The 374-nt window shown below is 53.5% G+C and carries 3 tRNA genes; all 3 read right to left on the bottom strand.

Features of this window, described 5'->3' with window-relative positions:
• Positions 1–73 (bottom strand) — tRNA-Pro (locus KGF36_RS19965).
• Between the two features lie 60 nt (positions 74–133).
• Positions 134–209: transfer RNA gene (locus tag KGF36_RS19960), tRNA-Trp, on the bottom strand.
• 11 nt (positions 210–220) lie between these two features.
• Positions 221–294: transfer RNA gene (locus tag KGF36_RS19955), tRNA-Ile, on the bottom strand.
• Positions 295–374: the final 80 nt, after the last annotated feature.

The raw sequence follows: 374 nt of genomic DNA, 5'->3' as shown, positions 1-374 counted from the left end.
CGAGGTGAAGGGACTCGAACCCCCGGCCCCATGGTCCCAAACCATGTGCGCTACCAAACTGCGCTACACCTCGAAATATTATTTACTATCTTATATTACTCTAAAACTCGTTTTTTTTCAAGTCCTTTTTATTTGGCAGGGGTGGAGGGACTCGAACCCCCGGCGCACGGTTTTGGAGACCGACGCTCTACCAACTGAGCTACACCCCTATGAAGAATAATGGACCTTCAGGGACTCGAACCCCAGACCTACCGGTTATGAGCCGGGCGCTCTAACCAACTGAGCTAAAGGTCCTGGTTGGTCGAGGTGAAGGGACTCGAACCCCCGGCCCCATGGTCCCAAACCATGTGCGCTACCAAACTGCGCTACACCTC

It is taken from the genome of Clostridioides sp. ZZV14-6009, from assembly GCF_020658095.1.
Classification (GTDB): Bacteria; Bacillota; Clostridia; order Peptostreptococcales; family Peptostreptococcaceae; genus Clostridioides.
This window is presented reverse-complemented; position numbering and strand designations above follow the sequence as displayed.